The sequence below is a fragment of the Roseomonas sp. USHLN139 genome (assembly GCF_037145735.1).
GTDB lineage: Bacteria > Pseudomonadota > Alphaproteobacteria > Acetobacterales > Acetobacteraceae > Pseudoroseomonas.
Window position 1 is genome coordinate 1 of record NZ_JBBCWY010000012.1, and the last position, 19,519, is coordinate 19,519.

A 19,519-nucleotide genomic window follows, 5' to 3' on the forward strand; every position below is an offset into this window, starting at 1 on the left:
ACAGCGCTCTGCTCATCACCACCGGCCTCCTCCCGGCCAACAGGGTGAATCAGATTTCCAGCCGCCCGGGAATCCCCGTCCGAGTCAAACAGGTCGGATCATGCTCTAGCTTGGCAGCGGGTCATCCGCGATCAGCGCCCTGATTTTGGCGGCGAGGCCTTCCAGCGCAAACGGTTTGGTCAGGACGGACATGCCGGAAGTGGGATGCGCTCCCATGACGGCGCTCTCCGCGTAACCGGTGATGAACAGCACCTTCAGGCCAGGCCTCAGGGTGCGCCCGGCATCGGCGAGTTGCCTGCCGTTCATGCCTCCAGGAAGGCCGACATCGCTGACCAGGAGGTCGACGCGTGCTGCCGAGCGGAGGATCTCCAGGCCGGACCGGCCGTCCTCGGCTTCGACAGCGGCGTAGCCGAGATCCCGCAGCACCTCGACGACCAGCATGCGAACGCTCGGCTCGTCGTCGACCACCAGAACGGTTTCGCCCGGCTCCGCCCGGGTTGGCAGGCCGGTGTCGGGCAGAACCTCCTCCGGGGCAGCGGCACCGGTCAGGTGGCGCGGAAGGTAAAGCCTGACCGTCGTACCGTGTCCGACCTCCGAGTGGATCCTGACCTGACCACCGGACTGCTGGGCGAAGCCATAGATCATCGAGAGTCCCAGCCCAGTGCCCTGGCCGATCGGCTTGGTCGTGAAGAAGGGATCAAAGGCGCGTTCCACGATGTCCGGCGACATTCCTGTCCCCGTATCGGTCACGCCGAGGGACACATATTCGCCCGGCGACAGACCACGCGGCTCGGCCTGCCGAGGGTCCAAGGTGACATTCTCCACCTCGATCCGAATGCGCCCGCCATCCGGCATGGCATCACGCGCGTTGATGCAGAGGTTCAGCAGCGCATTCTCAAGCTGGTTCGCGTCGACCAACGTCGGCCACAGGTTCGGCGCACTCGTCATCTCGATCTTGATGGAAGGCCCCACCGTGCGGGTGACCAGGTCGCCCAGCCCGGCGGCCAGGCGCGCGACATCGGTGGGCCGGGGGTCCAGGGTCTGCCGGCGCGAGAAGGCCAGCAGCCGGTGGGTCAGCGCCGCCGCCCGGCTGGCGGACTCCTGGGCCATGCTGATGAACCGATCCAGCTCGGCGGTCCGGCCCTGCCGCACACGGGCCTGCAGCAACTCCAGGCTGCCAGCGATTCCTGCCAGCAGGTTGTTGAAGTCGTGCGCCAGCCCGCCGGTGAGCTGCCCGACTGCTTCCATCTTCTGTGACTGGCGGAGCAGATCCTCCATCCGCTCGCGCTCCGCGACCTCGACCAGGGTCGCGTCGTGCGCCCGTCTCAGCTCCGCGGTACGGAGAGCCACACGGTCCTCCAGCGTCTCGTTGAGCTGGCGGAGCCGATCTTCAGCCGTCTTGCGGTCCGTGATGTCCGATGACACGCCGATAAGGCGCGGCCTGGCGCCGTGGCGATCGGAGACAACGCGCGCGCGGATCTCGGCCCAGTGGGTAGTGCCATCCGGCCAGAGCGTCCGGTACTCGATGGCATAGTCGATGCCGTCCGTGATGCTGGCGCGCACGGCGGCCTGCATCCGGTCCCGGTCCAGCGGGTGGATGCTGGCCAGCAGGTCGCTGTAGGTGAACGGCATGTCCGGCCCGCGGCCGAAAACGGCCCTACAGGTGGCTGAACTGGTCAGGACACCAGCCTCGATATCGAATTCCCAAGAGCCCAGGCGTCCGGCCAGCAAGGCTGTCTGCAGGCGTTCCTTGCTTTCGCGCAGTTCCTCGATGCGGGCGCGCGCTTCGAACTGGCGGCTGCGGCCTTTCAGGGCCGAGCGGGCAATGCTGACGAGGGTTGTCGGATGAAAGGGACGCTCCAGGAAGGTGACGTTGCCCAGCACCTCCGACAGCTGCGCCGCGGCCGGGTTGCGTTCCGGGCCGCCGCCGCCGCGGGTCAGGACAATGAAGGGCAGGTCAGACCAGCTGGGCTGCGCCGCAACCCTTGCCGCAATGCCGCCGAGGTCGGCGCCTCGCAGCGCTTCCTCGGTCACCAGGACGAAATGGGCATCCTCGTCCAGGGCCTGCTCCAGGCTCGCCAGGTCGGGGCAGACCCGGCTGGTGGCGCCCGCCTCCCGCAGCAAGGCTGCGGCGAGGGAGGCATCGCGGCCATGCGGCGTGTGGATCAATACCTGCGGCAACTGATGCACGGCGAGGCGCCTCTACGGAGCGGCGGGCGCGGTGAGCAGGGGCGCCGCATCGCCAACGAAGGTCGGCACGCCGCGGAGGATGCCCTGGAACTGGTTCAGCGACGCACCCAGGCTGAGCCCATGTTGTCCGATGCGGTATTCCCGGATGGTGTCCTCATGCGTGCCGGTGCGCTTCTTGATGACGGACACGGCGCGCCGGACCTTGCCCAGCGCCTCGAAGTAGCGGAGCAGGATCACCGTGTCCGCCAGGTAGGTGATGTCGACCGGCGACTGCATGTCGCCGACCAGCCCATGCTGCGCAATGGTCAGGAAGGTGGTCGCACCCTGGCGGTTCAGGTATTGCAGCAGCTCATGGACATGCAGGACCAGCGCCTTCTCGTCCGGCATGGCGGCCTGGTAGCCGTTCAGGCTGTCGATCACGACCGTCTTGGCCTGGGCGAAATCCACCCGCTCCCGCACCCGGTGCGCGAATTCGCCGGGGGACAGTTCGGCCGCATCCACCTGCTCGATGTGCAGCATGCCGCTGTCCCGCATCGCCTCGAGGTCGAAGCCCATGATGCGGGTGCGGTTGAACAGCAGGCCGAGCTCCTCGTCGAACACGAAGATCGCGGCCTTCTCGCCGCGCTTCACCGCGGCGGCCACGAATTGCAGGGCGAAGGTGCTCTTGCCCGTGCCGGCCGGACCCAGCACCAGGGCGCTCGACCCCTGCTCGATGCCGCCGCCGAGCAGCGCGTCCAGTTCGGCGATGTCACTGGTCATGGCGCGGCGCTCAAAGCCGGACCGGTGCTCGGAGGCGACGAGCCTGGGGAAGACCTGCACCCCGCCATGCTTGATGGAGAAATCATGGAAGCCGCCCCGGAAGGACTGGCCACGGTACTTCAACACGCGCAGCCTGCGCCGCTCGGCGCCATATTCCGGCGCCAGTTCCTCCAGACGGATGACGCCGTGCACAACACTGTGCACGGTCTTGTCGAGCGTGTCCGACGTCAGGTCGTCAAGCAGCAGCACCGTAGCGCCGACGCGAGCAAAGTAGTGCTTCAACGCCAGGATCTGCCGCCGGTACCGCAGCGAACTCTGCGCCAGCAGGCGGATCTCGGACAGGCTGTCCAGCACCACGCGGGTCGGCTTCACCCGCTCAAAGGTCTCAAAGATCTGCTTGGTCGCCTCACCAAGCTCAAGATCGGACGAATACAGCAGGCTCTGCTGCTGGGTGGAATCCAGCAGGCTCTCGGGCGGCACCAACTCGAAAACTTCGATGTTGTCCGGCAGGGTCCAGCCATGCGACCGGGCGCCCTCCCGCAATTCCCGGTCGGTCTCGGAGAGGGTGATGTAGAGGCCCTGCTCGCCCAGTCGCGCACCCTCGAGCAGGAAGCTGAGGGCGACTGTGGTCTTGCCCGTACCAGGGTTGCCTTCCAGCAGGAACAGATGGCCCGGTGCGAGGCCCCCGACCAGAACGTCGTCGAGACCGGTGACGCCGGTACGAGCTTTGGCCAGGAGGTTGCTGTCATCGACCATCGGTCGCTCCTATCTGGACCAAGACTGCGTCAGGAAGGGAATGATGCGCCATTCCGGGCAGCGAGCCTGAGAGCACTCGCCAGGCTTTCGCCAGATCATAGGTTTGCTGGCGGTCGAGCCAGAAGGCGGCAGGAACACCACAGAACCGCTCCAGCCGCACCGCCATCTCGGGGCTGATGGCACTCTGCCCGGCGAGGATGCGATGCAGGTTCTGCCGGGTCGTCACAAGGTCGGATGCGGCCTGGCTGACGGTAAGTCCAAGGAAGGGCAGGATCTGCTCGCGCAGCAGCACGCCCGGATGGTCCGGACAGGTTGGTACATCCGGGATGGAGGAGGGGTGTACCATAGAACTGCATGTGTAAAGCGTCGCTTGACGGAGTGCAATGGCCGGAGCGCTACTGTGACGCCCTGTTGACGCGCCATGTCTGCCTCGCCGAGCTCGCGTTTAGAAGGCGCTCTTCCATTCTCAGCTGGCCATTACTTTCCCGAAGCCCCGCTGCTGCGCCTCGGCATGCCAGCTGACCTCGAGCGGTGCCGTGAGCCCATTGTAAGCCGGGCATCCCGACGAGGTTGCCTGCAGCAAGCGCAGCGCCCGGACGAAGCCGCGTCAACCCTCCGCGGATCGCCTCGGTGATCGCCATCATCTGGGTTGGATGTTCCGGGGAACCAAGAAGCTGACGCTGGATGCGATCCGGCGTCTCGAGCCTGCGTTTGCTCCGGAGCTGGAATACCGCGAGGCCCGCTCGAAGGCCTATTGGCCTGAGATGCACAAGCAGCGTGCCGCCCCCAAGCCTCCAAGAGGACCGAAGCGGGGATCGATTCTCCTGGCTGAGTCGGTCTTCAGCACCGATGCGGCGGGCTACGTTCTCCAGGACAGCAAAAAGACTGGCTTCAAGGTGGCACCTCAGATGGTCAGTTGGCGCCTGGCTGAGGAACGTCCTGTCAGAAGCAGGAAAGTGCAAGATTCCACCCTGCAGAGCGTGGGGGAAGCCCTGCTCGTCGCGGCAACCATCCTCATTGAGCGAGAGAAGGGTGGTCCCCTGGCTTTGGACCTACTGCGCGCCGCGTCGCGGCGAATGACCCATCATGCGCTTGTAGGCATGACCAAAGGCGCTCTGGGATGCGTAGCCGACGCGGGTTGCGACGGTACCCACGTCCATGCCGCCCTGCTCCAGCAGGCGCCGCGCCAGCGTCATGCGCCAGTAGGTCAGGTAGTCCAGCGGCGGGCGGCCAACCCGGCCGGTGAACAGCGAGGCAAAAGCCGAACGCGACATGCCGACCCGGGCTGCCAGCGCCCCGACGGTCCAGGCATGGGCAATGTCACCGTGCATCAGGCGCAGCGCCTCGCCCGTCCGCCGGTCCGTCAGGGCGCCGATCCAGCCGCGGCTTTCCTCGCCATGCTCGGCAAGATAGGCGCGGATCGCCTCCACCAGCAGGATCTCGGCCAGCCGTGCCATGATGAGCGCGCCACCCGGCCCAGGCTGCTCCGCCTCGGCCTCCAGCAGGCTGAGGGTTCGCAGGACGGCGGCAGCGGCGGGTGCCTGCCGGGGGATGTGCATGAAGCGCGGCAGCGCATCCAGCACGAAAGCCGCCTCCTGATCCGCGAAGGCGATGCCGCCACCGACCGTGACGGTCTCGTCTCCGCCCAGGCGGACGATGTCCTGCCCGGTCGTGCCGAACAGAGGGAGGCCATCCACCGCCACGACCGCCGGATGGCTCGCGATCGTGTAGGCCGTGTCGCCGAGCAGGAGCGTGTCACCGGCGCCGAGCGCCAGGGGAGGCCGCCCTGCCACCAGGATCCAGCAGGCGCCCCGTTGCACCGCGACGAACTTCAGCCGTGGCCGGGCTGGAAAGCGGAGCGCCCATTCTCCCGCCGCCTCCAGACGGGTGCGGCGAACGCTGCGCGCGCCGAGCACGGCCAGCACGTCGGACAGGGGATCACCGGCACTTCTGGACGATGACGACAATACCATGGCGACCCGAGCATAGATCGTCCGGCAGTGGATGCATAGCTTCCTGCCGTTGCATGAAGGAGCTGGCCATGGAGCTGGAGAAGGTCGTCGTTATCACGGGCGCAGGCAGCGGCATCGGCCGCGCCACGGCAATGCTGCTGGCGGCACGCGGCTGCAGGCTCGTGCTGGGCGGGCGCCGCGAGGCGCAACTCGCCGCCGTGGCCGCTGAGATCGAGAGCGCGGGTGGCCTGGCGATCTTCCGCCGGGCGGATGTCACACGGCCTGCGGCGCTGGAGGCCCTGGTTGCCCTGGCCTGCGACCGCTTTGGCCGCCTCGACGTCCTCGTCAACAATGCGGGCATCGGTCCCATCTCCCGCTTCGATGCGCTGAAGGTCGAGGACTGGGATGCGATGATCGACATCAACATCCGGGGCGTGCTGCACGGCATTGCCGCCGCTCTCCCGGTGTTCCGGCGGCAGGGCAGCGGCCATCTCGTCAATGTCGTGTCGACAGCGGGGCTGAAGATCGTCCCGACAATGGGCGTCTATGCCGCGACCAAGAATGCCGTCCGCACCATCACCGAAGCACTGCGGCAGGAGGCGGGCCCCCAGCTGCGGGTCACGGAAGTTTCGCCCGGCATGGTGGCAACAGACTTCGCGGACTCCATGACGGATGAAGCGGCGAAAGCGGCCATCCAGGACAGGCTGGCCGCCATCGCCATGTCGCCGGATGCCATCGCGCGTGGCATTGCCTTTGCGATCGAGCAGCCGCCAGAGGTCGAGGTGGGCAGCATCGTGATCCGTCCTACAGCCCAGGACTGAGCAGTCCCGGCCGCGGGAGTGGTCAAAGCAGAGTCAGCTCGGCCTGCGAAGGTCTGCTCTCGTTGCCTGGGCACCTGGCGGCGGCGCTGCCGTCAGGGGCGCTGGGCAGACCGGGCCGCCGATCGGCGGCTCATGCCTGCGATGAGGGGGACCATCAGCACCGCCACGACGGCGATGGCGGCGGCGATGGTGCCGACGCTGCCCACGCCCAGGCGATTGATGGCGCCACCGCCGATCAGGGCGCCGAGACCGATGCCTGCATTGGCCATGGAGACGTTCAGCGTCCCGGCCAAGGCCTGGGCATGCGATGCCGAACGCATCACACGCACCTGGCAGATCGGGTAGAGCGCGGTGTTGGCAATGCCCCAGATGGCCAGGGCGACGACCAGCCCGGCCTGGTGGCCCGCCAGGGGTGCCGTCGCCGCCATGCCGACTGCGAGCACCAGGGCGCCGCCCAGCGTCGCCTGCAGCGGGTTCCGGTCCACCAGGAGGCCGCCGAGCCAGTTGCCGACCAGGCCGACCGCGCCGAAGCCCATCAGCCACCAGCCCACGGCGGCCGGAGGCACCCGCGCCACCTGCTCCAGCAGATCCGCAAGGTAGGTGTAGGCGGTGAACATTGCGGTGAACACCACCACCGACAGCGCGATGTTGGCCAGGAACACCGGGTCCTTGAGGATGCGCATCTGGTGCGACAGCTGCACGCGCTGCGGCCGTGCCAGCGTCGGCATCACCTTGACCAGCAGCACCGCCATCAGCAGCGACAGCACGGCCAGGCCCCAGAAGGTGCCGCGCCAGCCGAAGGCGTCGCCGGCCAGCGTGCCGAGCGGGATGCCGAACACCATGGCGCCCGAGATGCCGAGATAGACCTGGGACACGGCCTTCCCGGCACGCTCGGGACCGGCGATTTCCGCCGCGGTCTCGCTCGCGGTGCCCCAGAAGACCGGGAGCGCCAGGGCTGGCAGGAAGCGTCCGAGCGCCAGCACCCAGATGTTCGGCGCGAGCGCCGCCAGCGCGTTGGAGGCGGCGAATACCAGCAGCAGGACAACGAACAGCCGCTTGCGATCATGATGGGACAGCAGGCCGGTCAGCAGCGGGCCGAACAGCATGACGGTGAAGGCGAACAGCGTGACCAGCCACCCGGCGGTCGCAACCGGGACGCCGAGGTCGCGCGCCAGGCTGGGCAGCATGCCGACGATGACGAATTCGGTGGTGACAATGATGAAGGCCGAGACCGCAAGGAGCAGGACGGCGAGCGAACTGGCCGCGGAGCAGGTGCCCTCCGCGGCGGAGTTGGGCGCAGGGGTAGCCGACGACACGATATTCTCCAGAACGGTTGGCACTGTTCTAGCGTTGACCATTCTTGCCTGCCTGCGGCATTAATTCCCATGATTATGGAATTCCAGTCCACAATGGGGAGGGGTTTGGATGCTGCCCTCGGAACGCCTGAAGGGCATCGAAGCCTTCGTGGCCGCGGCCGACCTCGGCAGCTTCACCGCCGCGGCGGAACGCCTGAACCTGACCACCTCGGCTGTCAGCAAGAGCGTCGGGCGGCTGGAGGCGCGGCTCGACAGCCGCCTGTTCGAGCGCACGACGCGCAGGCTGGCCCTGACCAGCGAGGGGGCGGCCTTCTACGCCACCTGCAGCCGGGTGCTGTCGGACCTCGCCGAGGCGGAAGCGGTGCTGGCGTCGCATGGTTCGGAACCGGTCGGGCGCCTCAAGGTCGACCTCCCCATTGCCTTCGGTCGCCTGCGGGTCATGCCCCTGCTGCTCCGCCTCGCCGAGCAGTATCCGGGACTGCGGCCGCACGTCACCTTCACCGACCGCTATGTGGACATCATCGAGGAAGGGATCGACGTCGCCGTCCGCATTGGACTGGCACAGGGTCGCGGTGACGGTCTGGCCCAGCGCCACCTCGGCACCGAGCGCCGGATCTTCTGCGCCGCGCCCGCCTATCTCGCGCGGCGAGGCCACCCAGGCAATCGCGACGAACTGCTGGCGCTGGACCGCATTCTCTATGGCCGCTCGGACGGCACCGCGTCGGGATGGCGCCTCGACGCGCCTGAGGACAGGGCGGCCAGCGGCCGCCTCGTACTGGGGAGCGCGGAAGCGCAGGTGGAGGCTGTGAAGGCGGGGTTCGGTATTGCCCAGCTCGCCACCTGGCTCATCCAGCACGAGCTGGCCCGCGGCGAATTGGTCGAGGTGCTGCCCGAATTCGCCATCGAGGGATTGCCGCTTCACCTGGTGTGGCCCAGGAGCCGTCAGCTCAGCCCCAAGGTCGACGCGCTTCTGAACCTGCTGACCGCCGAGCTCCGCATCGACTAGAGGGTGGTGTCAGGGGCTAAGACCTGGCTTCGCGCAGCGGGAAGCTCTCGCATCGAGTGTGACAACACCACCTGGAACGCGCGATCCGTCCCATCTGCCTCAGGGGGTCTCCTTCGGTACATCAGCCTGCGTCATGAAAGCCCGGGAAGGAGGGGCATCTCATGCAGGCCACCAACCAACCCACATCCGCCTTGCAGAAAAGTGCATATGCACTAAAATGCCGGGATGGAAGACACGCCCTCCCTCGACCCTCTGCTTCTCCGTGCGGTGGAGGCGTCCTGCGTCTGCCTGCGCGTGCAGCGCGCCAGCCGTGCCGTGGGGCGGCGTTACGACGATGCCTTCCGCCATCTCGACCTGACCAACTGGCAGTTCAGCCTGTTGGCCGCCATCGAGGCGTCCGAGGCAGCGAGCGTGAACGAGCTGGCGACCTTCCTGGGCATGGATCGCACGACGATGACAAGGAACCTGGCCGTGCTGCAGCGTCGGGAACTGTTGTCGATGGCGCAGGACCCGCAGGATGGCCGCGTCAAGCGTGTCTCCCTGACGCCGCGGGGGCGTGACCTGCTGCTCCAGGCGCTCGATGCCTGGCGCCGGACCAATGACGCGGTGAAGGCGGCCGTTCCGGCAGCGGCCTTCCCAGCGATGTGGCAGGGCCTGGAAAGCCTGGCCAGGTCATGACCAGCCATCTCGAAGAAGACACCCGCACCAAGATAAGTGCATATACATCTTAATGTTGGAGCGATGGCTCCTCCGCGCCTCGCGGACCGCTTCCAGGAAGACAGCCTATGAGACGGAACCTTGTCTGGGCCACCCTTGGCTTCGTCGCCGCCGCGACGGCCGTGGCGGCGGGCGTGCTTGCCGTGACCGATCGCTCCGGCGACCCTGCAGGGGCCCAGGAGCCCAGCCAGGCGGGCCAGGACCCGCGGCAGGCGCCGCCCCTGATCATGGTGGCTGTCGCCCAACGGTCGGGGCTGGCCGAGCGGTCCTTCACCGGCCTTCTCGGTGCGAGGGTGCAGAGCGACCTGGCCTTCCGCGTCGGCGGCAAGGTCACGGCCCGCCTGGTTGATGTCGGCCAGGCCGTCCGGCATGGGGACATCCTGGCACGACTCGACGAAAAGGACCTGGCCCTCGCGCTGCTAGCCCGGCGCAACGCCGTCCTCAGCGCGCGTGCGACGCTCGTGCAGGCCGAAGCCGAGGAAGGGCGGTACCGCCAGTTGCTGGCCCAGGGCTGGGCCTCGCGCCAGCGATACGAGGCCGCCCGCGCCGCCCGGGACACCGCCCGCGCGGCCCTGGCCGCGGCCGAGGCGGAGGCGGAGGTCGCGGCCAATGAGGCCACCTATGCCACGCTGCGGGCCGATGCCGAGGGGGTCGTGACCCAGGTGCTGGCCGAGCCGGGCGCCGTGGTGGCCGCCGGTCAGCCGGTGCTCCGCCTGGCGCAGGCCGGTCCGCGCGAAGCCGTCGTGAACCTGCCGGAAGGTCTCCGCCCCGCTCTCGGCACGCCGGCAGAGGCCGTTGTCTATGCTGTGTCCGACACCGCTGCGACCACCGCCTCGCCCGCCCGCCTCCGCCAGCTTTCCGATGCCGCCGATCCGGCCAGCCGCACCTATGAGGCGCGTTTCGTGCTGGAGGGCGCGGCGGCACAGGCGCCGCTCGGCAGCACGGTGACGCTGCGCCTCACCTCCACCACGGCAGGCGGCGGCACGACCGTGCCTTTGGGCGCCATTCGCGATGACGGGCGGGCCACCGGCGTCTGGGTGTTGGACGCTTCCGGCCAGAGCGTGCGCTTCCGCCCGGTGCAGCTGCGGCGGCTGGGCGCCGAAGAGGCGGTCGTCGACGGCGTGGTGCCGGGCGAGCGGGTCGCGGCGCTGGGCGCCCAGCTGCTGCGCGAGGGCCAGGCGGTGCGGGTGGACGGCAGGGAGGCCGCGCGATGAGCCTGAACCTGTCGGCGCTCGCGGTACGCGAGCGGTCGGTGACACTGTTCCTGATCCTGATGATCGCCTTTGCCGGGGCCTTCGCCTTCTTCAAGCTCGGCCGCGCGGAAGACCCTGCCTTCACCATCAAGGTGCTGACGGTGCAGGCGGCCTGGCCCGGCGCCACGGCGCAGCAGATGCAGGACCTGGTTGCCGAGCCGCTGGAGAAGCGCCTCCAGGAGCTGCGCTGGTATGACCGGGTCGAGACCATGACGCGGCCCGGGCTGGTCTTCATGACGCTGACGCTGCGCGACAACACGCCGCCCGCGGCGGTGCAGGAGCAGTTCTACCAGGCCCGCAAGAAGCTCGGCGACGAGGCACGCCGCCTGCCCCCCGGCGCCGTCGGCCCCTTTGTCAACGACGAGTATTCGGACACCACCTTCGGCCTTTACGCGCTGAAGGCGCCCGGCCTGCCGCCGCGCCTGCTGACGCGGCAGGCGGAGGCCATCCGCCAGCGGCTGCTGCACGTGCCCGGCGTGAAGAAGGTGGACATCCTGGGGGAGCGGCCGGAGCGGATCTTCGTCGAATTCTCCTACCCGCGCCTGGCCGCGCTCGGCATCGCCGCGCAGGACATCTTTGCCGCGCTGGAGCGGCAGAACCTGGTCGCTCCGGCCGGTTCGATCGAGACCCGGGGCCCTCAGGTGCCAATCCGGTTGGACGGCGCCTATGACAGCGTCGAATCGGTTGCCGCCACGCCGATCGTGGTCGGCGGCCGCAACCTGCGCCTGTCCGACGTCGCCGAGCTTCGCCGCGGCTATGAGGATCCCGCAACCTTCCTGATCCGCCATGACGGCGAGCCCGCCATGGCGCTCGGCGTGGTCATGCAGGAGGGGTGGAACGGGCTGGCGCTCGGCGCGGCGCTGGAACGGGAGGTGGCCGCCATCCAGGAGGGCCTGCCGCTCGGCCTGTCGCTCAGCAAGATCAGCGACCAGGCCGTCAATATCGACGGTGCCGTCGGCGAGTTCATGGTGAAGTTCGTCATGGCGCTCGGCGTGGTGCTGCTGGTCAGCTTCCTCAGCCTGGGCTGGCGCGCGGGCATCATCGTCGCCGCCGCCGTGCCGCTCACCCTGGCCATCGTCTTCGTCGTCATGATGAGCACCGGCAGGGTGTTCGACCGCATCACCCTCGGTGCGCTGATCCTCTCGCTCGGCCTGCTGGTGGACGACGCCATCATCGCCATCGAGATCATGGTGGTGAAGATGGAGGAAGGCATGGACCGCATCGGCGCCGCGGCCTTCGCCTGGAGCCATACCGCCGCCCCCATGCTGTCCGGCACCGTCGTGACGGTGATCGGCCTGATGCCGGTGGGCTTTGCCCAGTCCGCGGCCGGCGAGTATGCGGGCAACATCTTCTGGATCGTCGGCTTCGCCCTGATGGCCTCCTGGATCGTGGCCGTGACCTTCACGCCCTATCTGGGCGTGGTGATGCTGCCGAAGGTCGCGCCGGTGCCCGGCGGGCACGCGGCGCTCTACGACACGCGCGGCTACCGGAGGCTGCGCGCGGCCATCGCCTGGGCGGTGCGGCGCAAATTCCTGGTGGCGGGGCTCGTCCTCCTGTCGCTGGGGCTGGCGGGCGCCGGGATGGGGGCCCTGAAGCAGCAGTTCTTCCCGCAATCCGACCGGCCCGAGCTCCTGGTCGAAATCCGCCTGCCCGAGGGCAGCAGCATCGGCGCCACCGGCGCGGCCGCCGCCAAGGTCGAGGCCTGGCTGGGGCAGCAGCCGGAGGCCCGCATCGTGACCAGCTATCTCGGGCAGGGCGCGCCGCGCTTCTTCTTCTCCATGTCACCGGAGCTGCCGAATCCGGCCTTCGCGAAGATCGTGATCCTGACGCCCTCGGCCAGCGCGCGCGAGGCGCTGAAGCACCGGCTGCGCGCGCGGATCGCCGCGGGCCTGGCGCCGGAGGCGGATCTGCGCGTCACCCAGCTGGTCTTCGGCCCCTATTCGCCCTTCCCGGTGGCCTTCCGCGTCATGGGCCCGGAGGGGGCCGAAGTGCTGCGCATCGCCGAGCAGGCGCAGGAGATCATGCGGCAGAACCCGCATATGCGACGGGTGGACCAGGATTGGGGCACCCGCAGCCCCATCGCGCACTTCGTGCTCGACCAGGACCGCCTGCGGCTGATCGGCCTGTCCCCGGCCGAGGCGGCACAGCAGCTCCAGTTCCTGCTCTCCGGCGTCACGGTGACGCGGATGCGCGAGGACATCCGCACCGTGGACGTCGTCGCCCGCAGCGCCGGGCCGACGCGCCTCGATCCGGCGCAGCTCGGGGCGCTGACGCTGACCTCGCCCGGCGGCGGCCTCATTCCGCTGGAGCAGATCGGCCGGCTGGAGGTGCGCCTGGAAAGCCCACTGCAATGGCGGCGGGACCGGGTGCCGACCGTCACCGTGCGCGGCGACATCGCGGAGGGGCTGCAGCCGCCCGACGTGTCGCGGCAGATCATCGAGGCGCTGGCGCCGCTGCGGGCCTCCCTGCCGCCGGGCTACCGGATCGAGACGGCGGCCAATATCGAGGAATCGGCGAAGGCGAACGCGGCGCTGGCGGCGGTCTTCCCCATCATGATCGCGCTCATGCTGGCCGTCATCATGCTGCAGGTCCGCTCCTTCGCCGCCACGTCGCTGGTGATGCTGACGGCGCCGCTCGGCCTGGTGGGCGCCGTGCCGGTGCTGCTGCTGTTCGGCCAGCCCTTCGGCTTCAACGCCATCCTCGGGCTGATCGGGCTGGCGGGCATCCTGATGCGCAACACGCTGATCCTGATCGGCCAGATCCACGACAACGAGGCCGAGGGATTGTCGCCCTATCAGGCCATCGTCGAGGCGACGGTGCAGCGCTCGCGCCCGGTGATCCTCACCGCGCTCGCGGCGGTGCTCGCCTTCATCCCGCTGACGCATTCCGTCTTCTGGGGCTCCATGGCCTACACGCTGATCGGCGGCACGGCGGTGGGCACGGTGCTGATCCTGGTCTTCCTGCCCGCGCTCTACGCGATCTGGTTCCGTGTGCGGCCGGAGGTGCAGGCGGCGCCGAACCCTGCGCAGCTTGCCCGCCAAGCAAGAGCGTGAGGTCCACCGTACGCCGCCGCCGTCCTCGCCTCGCCGAGAATCCCAGGGCAGGGGTCGGGAGGCGCGGTCGACTGACTCCTGGAGGTAGCATCCACGGCGGGTGGGCGGGTTTGCAATCGCCTCGGGTAGCTCTGCTGTCACTAATCTGGCATTGAGCTGCCTACGAAAATTTCGCGCATGGTAATTTCAGTGCACTCTACGAATACAATATCACGGCACTGCGAAGATTTGCTGGTCCTATGTGGTTTCTTCTTGCCGCCCCCAGAGAAAGAAAGGGTTCAAAGCTCGGTTATGCGAGAAGGCCGACAGCTGTCAGCCCAGCCAAAACCTAGCTTTCGCCCAAGGCTAACCCGTTGACAATACACAATGCTATCCCGAGAGCTAGCAATTCACCGACCCCCCAAGTCGCAGTTCCCGAACCATTCTTCCCCCCACAACGCTGCTCTGCGCCCTTCCCAGTCCGCAAGGCGGCTAGTTCTTCTTCAGTGCGGGCCGAACGATACTTGAGTGCGCCTTAGGCGCGCAACCGGCGGCCAGCAGATGCTTGTCACGGATGGCTTTTTGCTTCCACAGCGGGTTCGCTTGCCAAGCAGCTGTCCCGACCCGCTGGGCGACTGGCGCCATTCGCCGGTGCTGAAGGCGCCCAGTTCTCAGGCGGGGACACAGGGCAATCTTGAGCTTAGGCGCAAAGCGCTAAGGCCATAGGGCGAAGCCCCGGCAATTGCAGATTAGAACCCGGGTTAAGCGGATGGCCAGCGGCGACGTTGGACGGTGGGTATCGGTTGCTCCTAGCAGCATTTCGATGGACTTACGCTATTCACCTCCATCGTCGATGGGTACACGGAGGGCAGTTTGCGCTGGCTGCTAAAAGACGTGGCCTGACGCGGCGCTAGTCGGGCGGTAGAGGCGCGGGGTCGTCGACTATGGCCATCTGGCGACCCGGCCGCATGATCCCGTTGGTCGCCGCGGGGTGGCATGGTATGTAGGAACCGTGTCAGCCGGAGGTGGTCCGCCGTGCTGTCCGGTGATGGCCGACGTCATCGATAGCGTTGCGAGAGGTAGACTATGGCGACCGAGTTAAAGGCGAGCATGCCTAGGATCGTGGAAGCGGTGCTCCACGTTCTCAACCGTGCGCGGAAAGCCAATTTCCGGGTGACACAGTACGATGTCGTCAAGTCACTGTTTCTGGCCGATGTCGAGCACCTGACCCGCTATGGCCGCCCCATCACCTTCGACAACTACGTCGCCATGAAGGACGGCCCGGTCCCCAGCAAGACGTACGACCTCCTGAAGGAGGCGCGTGACGCGGTGGCTGAGGCCGGAGGCGCTCTTCCGTGGACGCGTAGATGGGCGCCGGAGCTGGGTCCGGGCTGCTACTCATTCGAGAACCCGCTGCGCGAGGTGGATGAGGACATCCTCTCCCTGAGTGACATGAAGGCCCTCGGCAATGCCCTTATGAAGGTGAAGGCCCTCGGGTTCGGCGGAACGCGCGACCACACCCACGAGCATCCCGCCTACAAGGACGCTTGGCGTGAGGACGCGGGGCGACGCAGCTTTCCGATGGACTACGGTAAGTTGTTCGAGAAACCGAACGCCGATCGAGCCAAAGAATTGGCATTCCTTTCGCGCCATATCTGAGTTCTCGGTTGAATGTTTGATCTCGGCGATATTGTCAGGATTTTTGCGCCGACTGCTGGATACAAGAAGTATCACCTCTGCATTAAGATTGCCGACGATGCAGGGGTGGCCCGCTTCATGTACCTGAACTCGGATCCGAACTTCGGTGACACACTCGCCCTTCCGTGTGGCCGCGTCCCTTGTCTTCCGGTGTCCGAGACAGGTTTCACAGCGTTCAGCTTCAGCATGCTTCCCGGGTATAGCCAGCGCCAGCTTGAGCTTTACAAAGCTGAGAAGCTGGGCGAGGTGGCTCTGGACGTGGCTCAGGAGCTGCGGACCTTCGCGAACGGCGTGGAGGCCCTTAGCCGCGCGGAGAAGCGCATGGTCGCCGCTGCGCTGGAGGCCATCATCCTTTCCAGGAAGGCCGCAGCTGCGGCGCCGAGTGCACAATCTGGGCAAGCGGGCGACGAAGACCTCGGCGACCTCCAGGATGCGGCCGACTGACGATTCTGAACTGCGGGCGCTGACCCGACATCTGCCGCCCCGCGAGTCTTGCGTAAAGCCGCCCCGCGCGGAGGTTGCGCGTTGTAGGTGGCCTGTTGCTTTGACCCTCCTCCAGTCAGCCGTGGGCCAGTCGGAGATGGCCGATGCGTGGGTGGCCATTGAGGCTGCGGCAGCATCACGGGCGCAGCGCGTTCTTGTGCGCCGGGGCTACCCGACGGATCTGGGCTGAGCTGACGCTCTTGGATCAACCCCAGTTTGGGATCGGGTTGGGATTCCAGCTACTCTGTGCAGCCCCATAGTCGACCCGGGGCACGGGCAGGCTTCCATTGAGATCGGCCATGGAGTTGCAACCACGCACTCGTCTGGTTGCGGGAGTGGGGGCCGGTCCTTGACGCAGAACTGCCTAACCCACCGACGAAGACTTCCGTGCGGGCTGAAGCATGCCGTGACAGGGCCGCATCGACCTCCTCATTCGTCAGGTGCACGTGGTAAGCGGCCGCTGCCCCTGATGCCTCCAACCCGTTCTCTACGAGCTTGAGGGCAACTTGGATCACCATCGGCTCCAAGTCGCCCCAGCGTGGCAGGTGATCCTTTGCTGGCAGGTTGCAGAGGTCGATGAGCCCGCATCGCAACCAGACATCGCGCAGCCTTGCCGGAGGTGCGCCAAGAAGCCGGTCATCCGCGTCGCACGTATGCTTCAGCACGTGCCCAATCGGCCGAGTGCGCGGAGAGGTCGAACTCGCCAGGCCAGCGGGGCACTCGCAGGAGGTAGCTTCCTAGGCTGCCCTTTCGGCCCACCAGGAAGCGACGCCAATTGGAAGGCCACATCCTCGTCGACCCGTGCCCACACACAGCGGGCAGAGTTCAGCGTCTGGGTATCGAAGGCTTGCCTCACGTCGGACACCCCAAAGTCTGCCTCACCCGGTTGACGAGCCCGCCTGCCGCGCCGGGCGCCACTTGGAAGCCGACGAAAGGCCAGACGTATGCTCCGGTCTCCCCCCTCCCATGTTGCCTATCACCCTGCGGAACCCCAAGGCCGTCCACAACGTCAGCGTACCGACGGCCGAGCGGCACCCAATACGGGCTCCCTTTCAGAGGTTTCCGTCTGATAATCGGGCGAGGTCGATGGAGGTGGGCAATGGACTTAGAGGCCGATGACCGCACGAAGCCATTGGGGGAAGTAGGTGTGCGGCCACTCGCCGTGCCATACTCGGGGTCGCCATCCAGCCAGGAGCGCGGCAACATCGACCAAGCGACGAGTGGCATCCGGAAGTTCGCGAACGATGGCAAGTGGTTTGGCGTCCACATTATCCTGTGCTGGCACCGTCAGGCGATGGTTTCGTCCGGTCAGGTCGATGTCCTGGATCTCCTGGCCGAGGTCGAACCCAAGGTGGCGGCATATTTCGAGGGGCTGCCCCCGGGCGAGTGGCGGCCTGAACCAGGAGGTAAGACGCTCTGGGTCGGGCACCTCGAGGTTGAAGGGGACTGTCAGCGCCGCGGCGGGCCGTTCCCGGGCACCCGCCGAAGATCACCCTGGATCTGGGAATAGGATTCACCTCGGAACTCTCCAACGGCATGATCACCTTCGAAGACAAGGAGATGAGGCTCCTGGCCTGGCCCGTCACTACGGAAGAGTTCCAGATTTTTGGGGCACTCCGGATCCAAAAGCGGTCGTAGCCCTTTCTGAGCCTCTGCCATCACATCCTCCAAAGCTGCCAGGGCTCGGTCCTGCGCCGCATACGGGGTCAGGGATGGCAACCCGGCCCAAAGGGCGACGCAAAGCTGCCATTTCTCGTCAAGCCACTTCTCCTCAGCCTCCGCGTCCTGTGGATCGGAAAACGTTCGTGTGCTGTGGCCACTTGACGAGAGGCCGCAGTAGAACTCTACACCCGAGACACGAATTGTCCTGACAGTCATGTCTGCTCCGAAGCAAAACTGGGGGCTCCATGCCACGCACGACCTTAAAGCCCAAGCCGCTTCTGGGTCGGTGGATCCCTCCTTGGGGTAGAAGGCTCAGCCATTGTCCCAGAACGGCTTGATGGGCATGTGAGCCGCGCTCCACGGAGAAATCTCTGCGGATGCAGACGTAGACGTTGCGCGATCGCTGGCCGGGTCGGTGCGGAGCGCCATGCTGGGCGTTCGGTGCCTCCCTCTATCTCGCCGGTCATGCGATGTGCCGGTAAATGGCGGCCCACCTTGGCTGGAACTCGAGGCCCGCCGCGGCGAACTGCCCGTCGAGCGGCGGCCGCAGCCGCAAGCTGGTTCCCTCGCAGTAATCGCTGGTGTTGGCGGTTAGGAAGACAATGGGCCTGCGCACCCCGCCCTCGCGGCAGGCGGCGGCGACCCGAAGGGTCGTCTCGATGACGAGGCAGTCCTTGTAGGACTGCTTCCCCTTGCGGGACGGCGCCACGTCCATTGCGACGCGTTCACCGGCCGCCGCCATGGCTTCGTTGCTGTCCATTACCTCCAAGCTTCTGGCCAGAAGCCGGTCCAGCAGGTCGCGTCCAACCTGCGGGTGCCCAACCTGGTGGAAGCTAACGGAAGGGTGCGGGGCCGAGCCACTGAGCCATGCCATGCGTTCGAGTATCGAGTGCACCGTCTCCGATGTCTTCCTGAGCTCGCGCTCGACCTCGTCAATGACCGGCTGCGTGTTGGATTCAAGTTCCCGGCGCACTTGGCCGGTCAGGACCAGCGTCGCTCCGGACTCGACGGCTTCCGTGAGGGTGAGCAACCTGGCGACCGCGTCCATGTCATTTTTGTGGAACTGCGGTCGTATGGGCGCCCGCAGGATGTCGAGGAGGGAACAGGTATCAGGAATCAGGATAGGGCCGCCGCGGCCAGCCATCGCCAGCACGGCGCCTGCAAGGTCAATGGCGCTCATGCCTCGTCGTAGGCCTTCAGCAGGTCGCGGGCGAACTCGTACTCAAGCAAGAGCTTTGAGGCGGTGTCCTCCGGCCATCTGAGTTCCTCCACCAACAGGCGGCCCAGGTCGGAGGCGTACAGCGTGGTTCCGTCCCGGTGCACCTGGACCAGGAAGGCGGCCCACCGTCGAAAATCCATGGGGTGTGCCGACCCGGTCGCCATGTTCGCGGAAGCAGAAAAGGTCCGAAGCAGTTTCGCGGCGCTGTCCGAAAGCATGTCCTCGACGCCGACGACCGCCTGGGAGACGTTGGCTTGAAGGTCGTTCGCCCCGGCCACGGGCGCTAACAGCCGCTCGAACTCCCGCAGGATGCGGTTGTACGTCTCCTCGCCCAGGGAGCCGTTCTCTACGGGTACGATGTTGGAAACGGTCCAGGCGTTTGTGTCCCGTGACAGGAAGAGGTTGGCGGCGGGCAGGCCACCGTCTGCCGCTCGGACGAACACGAGCAAGTCCGATCCCGAGCCGATGTCGCGGGAACGCTCCTCGGCGGCCCTGTCCCGTGACCAGGGAGGCACGGCGACACCAGCCAAGAATTCAGGAAGGCGATCGAGGGCCGTTGCTGGCCCGGTGATGGAGAGATCCTGGAAAACCTTCATCCCGCGTCCTCTAGCATGTCAGGCCAAGCGGGCCACCTGGGTGGCCATCTCGGCAGCGC

General features: G+C 67.0%; 14 protein-coding genes. 7 read left to right on the plus strand and 7 right to left on the minus strand.

Going from position 1 to position 19,519, the window contains the following annotated elements; translation table 11 throughout:
• Positions 1-105: 105 nt before the first annotated feature.
• The 4 genes from WFI16_RS23240 to WFI16_RS23255 form a co-directional block, all read right to left on the minus strand.
• Positions 106-2,190, minus strand: coding sequence for an ATP-binding protein (locus WFI16_RS23240; protein WP_419900241.1), 2,085 nt, complete (start codon positions 2,188-2,190; stop codon positions 106-108).
• A 12-nt stretch (positions 2,191-2,202) separates the two neighbouring features.
• Complete coding sequence (locus WFI16_RS23245) at positions 2,203-3,705, minus strand: ATPase domain-containing protein (protein WP_419900242.1); 1,503 nt, start codon at positions 3,703-3,705, stop codon at positions 2,203-2,205.
• Positions 3,695-4,051, minus strand: a complete 357-nt coding sequence (locus WFI16_RS23250; RefSeq protein ID WP_419900243.1) for a HigA family addiction module antitoxin — start codon at positions 4,049-4,051, stop codon at positions 3,695-3,697. The genes WFI16_RS23245 and WFI16_RS23250 overlap by 11 nt, the downstream gene beginning before the upstream one ends.
• 706 nt (positions 4,052-4,757) lie before the next feature.
• Positions 4,758-5,678 (minus strand): AraC family transcriptional regulator, encoded by a 921-nt coding sequence (locus WFI16_RS23255; protein WP_419900244.1) that lies wholly within the window; start codon positions 5,676-5,678, stop codon positions 4,758-4,760.
• Positions 5,679-5,746: 68 nt separating this feature from the next.
• On the opposite strand from WFI16_RS23255, the gene WFI16_RS23260 reads away from it, so the two are divergent.
• The gene (locus WFI16_RS23260; RefSeq protein WP_419900245.1) at positions 5,747-6,478 is read left to right on the plus strand and encodes an SDR family oxidoreductase; all 732 of its coding nucleotides are present in this window, start codon (positions 5,747-5,749) and stop codon (positions 6,476-6,478) included.
• A 92-nt stretch (positions 6,479-6,570) separates the two neighbouring features.
• Here WFI16_RS23260 and WFI16_RS23265 read toward each other — a convergent pair whose 3' ends face one another.
• Positions 6,571-7,836 carry an MFS transporter gene (locus tag WFI16_RS23265; protein WP_419900246.1) on the minus strand — a complete coding sequence of 422 codons (1,266 nt, stop codon included), beginning with the start codon at positions 7,834-7,836 and terminating at the stop codon, positions 6,571-6,573.
• Positions 7,837-7,903: 67 nt separating this feature from the next.
• Here WFI16_RS23265 and WFI16_RS23270 point away from each other — a divergent pair, with 67 nt between their 5' ends.
• From WFI16_RS23270 to WFI16_RS23295, 6 genes are all read left to right on the plus strand, one after another.
• A complete protein-coding gene (locus WFI16_RS23270) occupies positions 7,904-8,800 on the plus strand; it encodes a LysR family transcriptional regulator (protein WP_419900247.1) in 897 nt (298 codons plus the stop codon).
• A gap of 225 nt (positions 8,801-9,025) precedes the next feature.
• Positions 9,026-9,478, plus strand: a complete 453-nt coding sequence (locus WFI16_RS23275) for a MarR family winged helix-turn-helix transcriptional regulator (protein WP_419900248.1) — start codon at positions 9,026-9,028, stop codon at positions 9,476-9,478.
• A 107-nt stretch (positions 9,479-9,585) separates the two neighbouring features.
• The gene (locus tag WFI16_RS23280) at positions 9,586-10,731 is read left to right on the plus strand and encodes an efflux RND transporter periplasmic adaptor subunit (RefSeq protein ID WP_419900249.1); all 1,146 of its coding nucleotides are present in this window, start codon (positions 9,586-9,588) and stop codon (positions 10,729-10,731) included.
• Entirely contained in the window at positions 10,728-13,823 is a 3,096-nt protein-coding gene (locus tag WFI16_RS23285) for an efflux RND transporter permease subunit (protein ID WP_419900250.1), read from the plus strand. Before WFI16_RS23280 ends, WFI16_RS23285 begins: the two co-directional genes overlap by 4 nt.
• Before the next feature lie 1,101 nt (positions 13,824-14,924).
• Positions 14,925-15,461 (plus strand): Panacea domain-containing protein, encoded by a 537-nt coding sequence (locus WFI16_RS23290; RefSeq protein ID WP_419900251.1) that lies wholly within the window; start codon positions 14,925-14,927, stop codon positions 15,459-15,461.
• A gap of 12 nt (positions 15,462-15,473) precedes the next feature.
• Positions 15,474-15,944 carry a hypothetical protein gene (locus WFI16_RS23295; protein WP_419900252.1) on the plus strand — a complete coding sequence of 157 codons (471 nt, stop codon included), beginning with the start codon at positions 15,474-15,476 and terminating at the stop codon, positions 15,942-15,944.
• Between the two features lie 2,164 nt (positions 15,945-18,108).
• Here the strand turns inward: WFI16_RS23295 and WFI16_RS23300 are convergent.
• On the minus strand, positions 18,109-18,825 hold the full coding sequence (locus WFI16_RS23300; protein WP_419900253.1) for a PIN domain-containing protein: 717 nt from the start codon (positions 18,823-18,825) through the stop codon (positions 18,109-18,111).
• Positions 18,822-19,460 carry a hypothetical protein gene (locus tag WFI16_RS23305; protein WP_419900254.1) on the minus strand — a complete coding sequence of 213 codons (639 nt, stop codon included), beginning with the start codon at positions 19,458-19,460 and terminating at the stop codon, positions 18,822-18,824. Before WFI16_RS23305 ends, WFI16_RS23300 begins: the two co-directional genes overlap by 4 nt.
• Positions 19,461-19,519: the final 59 nt, after the last annotated feature.

Coding starts and splice junctions, on each gene's coding strand:
- WFI16_RS23245 (WP_419900242.1), bottom strand. CDS start 3,705: ATGGTCGATGACAGCAACCTCCTGGCCAAAGCTCGTACCGGCGTCACC.
- WFI16_RS23250 (WP_419900243.1), bottom strand. CDS start 4,051: ATGGTACACCCCTCCTCCATCCCGGATGTACCAACCTGTCCGGACCAT.
- WFI16_RS23255 (WP_419900244.1), bottom strand. CDS start 5,678: ATGGTATTGTCGTCATCGTCCAGAAGTGCCGGTGATCCCCTGTCCGAC.
- WFI16_RS23260 (WP_419900245.1), top strand. CDS start 5,747: ATGGAGCTGGAGAAGGTCGTCGTTATCACGGGCGCAGGCAGCGGCATC.
- WFI16_RS23265 (WP_419900246.1), bottom strand. CDS start 7,836: ATGGTCAACGCTAGAACAGTGCCAACCGTTCTGGAGAATATCGTGTCG.
- WFI16_RS23270 (WP_419900247.1), top strand. CDS start 7,904: ATGCTGCCCTCGGAACGCCTGAAGGGCATCGAAGCCTTCGTGGCCGCG.
- WFI16_RS23275 (WP_419900248.1), top strand. CDS start 9,026: ATGGAAGACACGCCCTCCCTCGACCCTCTGCTTCTCCGTGCGGTGGAG.
- WFI16_RS23280 (WP_419900249.1), top strand. CDS start 9,586: ATGAGACGGAACCTTGTCTGGGCCACCCTTGGCTTCGTCGCCGCCGCG.
- WFI16_RS23285 (WP_419900250.1), top strand. CDS start 10,728: ATGAGCCTGAACCTGTCGGCGCTCGCGGTACGCGAGCGGTCGGTGACA.
- WFI16_RS23295 (WP_419900252.1), top strand. CDS start 15,474: ATGTTTGATCTCGGCGATATTGTCAGGATTTTTGCGCCGACTGCTGGA.
- WFI16_RS23300 (WP_419900253.1), bottom strand. CDS start 18,825: ATGAGCGCCATTGACCTTGCAGGCGCCGTGCTGGCGATGGCTGGCCGC.
- WFI16_RS23305 (WP_419900254.1), bottom strand. CDS start 19,460: ATGAAGGTTTTCCAGGATCTCTCCATCACCGGGCCAGCAACGGCCCTC.